Source organism: Pseudoalteromonas sp. BSi20652 (assembly GCF_000239855.1).
Lineage (GTDB): Bacteria > Pseudomonadota > Gammaproteobacteria > Enterobacterales > Alteromonadaceae > Pseudoalteromonas.
Genome location: NZ_BADT01000022.1, coordinates 1 through 3,753 on the forward strand (window position 1 = coordinate 1; position 3,753 = coordinate 3,753).

Sequence of the window (3,753 nt, forward strand, 5' to 3'; positions counted from 1 at the left end):
GTAATAAATAATTTATAGTCGTTCGGTATTTTCGATTAGTCACATCGTTAAATGCGATTGTCATTTTGAAGTGAATAACTTTAGAATATTAACTAATTATGTGTAAGCGCTATTGGTTTTTAATTTTTAGCGCCCATATAAGTATCAGTATTGCGAAAGCAATTGAAACAAACTCAAAATATTTGGAGAATAAAATGGGTGTATTAGTAGGCCGCCAGGCACCAGACTTTACCGCTGCAGCTGTTCTTGGTAATGGTGAAATTGTAGATAGCTATAACCTTCATGAAACAATTAAAGGTAAAAAAGCCGTTATCTTCTTTTACCCACTAGATTTCACGTTTGTATGTCCTTCTGAACTTATTGCGTTTGATAAGCGTTTTGAAGATTTTAAAAAGCGTGGCGTTGAAGTAATTGGTGTTTCTATCGATTCACAGTTTTCACATAACGCATGGCGTAACACAGCTGTAGCAGACGGCGGTATTGGTAAAGTTCAATACGCACTAGTTGCAGATGTTAAACACGAAATTTGTAAAGCATATGACGTTGAGCATCCAGAAGCTGGCGTTGCATTTCGTGGTTCATTCTTAATCGATGAAGAAGGCAACGTACGTCACCAAGTAGTGAACGATTTACCACTTGGTCGTAATATTGATGAAATGCTACGTATGGTTGATGCATTAGCGTTCCACACTGAAAATGGTGAAGTTTGTCCTGCTGGTTGGACTGAAGGTAAAAAAGGTATGGACGCAAGCCCTGAAGGCGTTGCTAAGTTCTTATCTGAAAACGAAGGCGATCTATAATTTAGGCCTCTTATTTAAATAAAAACCGCCAATTGGCGGTTTTTTATTTGTGTAGCGTTTAGAAAGAAAAGCTGACTTTCGTATAGAAATAGCGACCACGTGGATTATGTACACCCGATGCATAACCGTATAAATCGCCATCGCCATCACCTATTGCAAATGGTGGCTCTTCATCAAATAAGTTATTAATACCTAATGATATTTTAGCAGATTCAGTAATGCGGTATGACGTTTGTAAATCAACAAGAGTTTGTGAATTAATCATACGTGATGTATTACTATCAAAGTCTAAATTACCATCAAAGTCGATATCAGGTGTGTCTTCAAATTCACCTACATAACTGATGTTTACGTTGGTGTTAAACTCCCCAATTTCCCAGTTAGTTGAGAAAATGAAGCGGTGCTCTGGGTAGCCGTACTCACCAGTGTAATCACGGCCATCTTTTTCAAATTTATCTTGGTATGCCCATTCTAAATTGAATTTTAATAACCCTAAGTCATCAAGCGAGTGATTGTAATTTGTTGAAATATCAACGCCTGACACTTCTTGCGACGATAAGTTTTCAAAGGTGCTGAATATTTTTTGAATAGTGCCTAACGAATCGCCACCATTTGGTGCTAAACGAACACACACGGTACTATTTTGGTTATTACACTCAGAGGCATAAATAGGACCAAATTCTTCTTCATCAATTTTGTTATCTTGTGTGATACTCCACACGTCTATGCTTAAGCCAAACTCGGCCGCTGGTGCCCAAATAAAGCCAACGTTCCAAGATTCAGACTCTTCTGGTTGTAGATCTGGGTTACCTGCAAACTCAATGTTGTAATCAAGTGCGCTGCAGTCTTTACCCGTTGCCTGACAGCGGTACGTGTCTACAAAAAACTGACTTTCTTGAGATGGACCTAAACCTACTTGTGCAAGAGAAGGGGCTCTAAAGCCTTGCGCCCATGAACCACGTACAGTAATTTCATCGGTTGGTGCCCAGCGAAGTGCAACTTTTGGATTAGTAGTGGTGCCAAAGTCACTGTAGTCATCGTAACGACCAGCTAGTTGTAGCTCTAGGGTTTCAGCAAGTGGAATCGAAAATTCAACATAAGCAGCGTACTGATCTCTATTTGCTGATGCCGATACAGATTCAGTACCAAATATTAAACCACGTTGGAACTGGTCATCTGGAATATCACTGACGTCTTCTTCACGGTATTCAATACCCGCGGCCATCATTACAACATCATCACCAAAGCTAAATGCTTCACCAGTAATGTTTGCGTCAAATGAAGTCATATGAGATTCGCCACGACGAACAAGGCTTGTGGTAATTCGATCTACTACTGCCGGGTCGTTGTAAGTACCGCCAAATGGGTTGTAATTTCCAGCATCAATTTCTTGTTGTAAAAAGTCGGTGCGGACCCAACCTTGGGTTCTATCGCCAGTTTGTAGCGATTTACTACGCCCTTTTTGTGCTGCTGCCTCCCAGCTCCAGTCGTTAATTTCGCCTTTTAAGCCTGCTACAATTCGCATTGTGTCAGATTCAATATCCCACTGGCGTGCACCGGCATCTACAGTGCGGTAGCGGCCAATTTCGATGTCTTGTCCAAAAGGGTTATTTGGATGATTTGCTGGTACGGTTAAGCCAGCATCTTCATCAAGTGGTGTTGGTGCACCAGCAGCAACAGATGTGTTGTGTTGAACAGCCATTTCTAAAAAGCCAGTAATGCCGTTGTCAAAACGATACTCAAATTGCGATATTGCACCAATACGCTCAGCGGCAGGGGCAATATAACCAAATGGGCCATAGTCAAATAAACAACTTCCGCTTGCGGTGGCGTTTTCAGCAGGGCAATCTGGGTCGATTGTTTTTACGCCATCAACGTAAAAATAACCAGGGAAGCCACGAGATGAGCGGAAATCTTCACCGCCATAAGGCGATTGGTTAGCAGTGCCTAAGCGGCCCATTTCATCTGATGAAAGCGACGTGTTTTTAAAGTAATCAATAATAACGGACGCACTGCTTTTTTCGCTAGTGGTACCCCAAACAAGGCTTGCTGTTGTTTCTTCATAATTAGGGCCGTCAGTGCCGCCATAGCCTAAATTAATCTCAACACCATCAATATCTTTTTTCAAAATAACGTTAACAACACCGGCTACGGCATCAGAGCCATAAATTGCAGAAGCTCCGTCTTTTAATATATCGATACGCTCAATCGCAGATACCGGGATGCTGTTTATATCTACAAATGAATTAGTTATGCCTTCAGCGAATGCACTAATTGAGACTCTTCGCCCGTTAATAAGCACAAGTGTTGCGTCAGCACCTAGGCCACGTAAGCTTACAGCAGCAGCTCCATTTGCTGTTGAGTCTTGGTTGTTACCACGTGTAGAAAAGGTGCCACTGCCTGCGACAGGCATTCTTTCAAGCAGTTGTTGTAGGTTATCGTAACCCATGTTTTCAATATCGGCTTTACTGATTGATTGCACCGGTGATGGGCCTTCAATGTCAGAGCGTTTAATACGCGAGCCTGTAACTTCAATGCGTTCTACTTTTTTTGCTTCATCTGCAGCATAAGCAGTTGCTGTAAAGCCGGCTGATAATGTGAGAGTCGCGCCTACAATAATACTTGGCGTAAATGCAGTTAAATGCTTCATCCTTAAATCCTTGTTGATATGTTATTAATATTGTTTGTATAAAACATGTACATTGTTACCATGTCACTTAAGCATTAGCAATTAACATAATTTGTGATTTAAGTATTGGATTTAAGACTTTTTTGTGAGTTTATTGGTCTTTTAGATCTTTGTTTTTTAGATTGAATTAAATGTGTATAGGGGAAGGATCTGACAACTATTGCGCTACTAAACAAAGCCGCTTATGGAATAATTAATTTAATTATATAAATAGTAAATTAAAGTTTACTGCTTATTAATTTATTCAGTTATGTTTTGAGTTTA

Annotated in this window: 2 protein-coding genes; one reads left to right on the top strand and one right to left on the bottom strand. The window is 40.4% G+C overall.

Annotated features, from left to right (window positions below):
- The first annotated feature begins 194 nt into the window (after positions 1 to 194).
- On the top strand, positions 195 to 800 hold the full coding sequence (locus P20652_RS15710) for a peroxiredoxin (protein ID WP_033016973.1): 606 nt from the start codon (positions 195 to 197) through the stop codon (positions 798 to 800).
- 58 nt (positions 801 to 858) lie between these two features.
- Here P20652_RS15710 and P20652_RS15705 read toward each other — a convergent pair whose 3' ends face one another.
- Positions 859 to 3,450, bottom strand: a complete 2,592-nt coding sequence (locus tag P20652_RS15705; RefSeq protein WP_008165859.1) for a TonB-dependent receptor — start codon at positions 3,448 to 3,450, stop codon at positions 859 to 861.
- Between the last annotated feature and the right edge of the window lie 303 nt (positions 3,451 to 3,753).

Excerpts from the sequence above, each read along its gene's own strand:
- P20652_RS15710 (WP_033016973.1), top strand. The coding sequence starts at position 195 with ATGGGTGTATTAGTAGGCCGCCAGGCACCAGACTTTACCGCTGCAGCT.
- P20652_RS15705 (WP_008165859.1), bottom strand. The coding sequence starts at position 3,450 with ATGAAGCATTTAACTGCATTTACGCCAAGTATTATTGTAGGCGCGACT.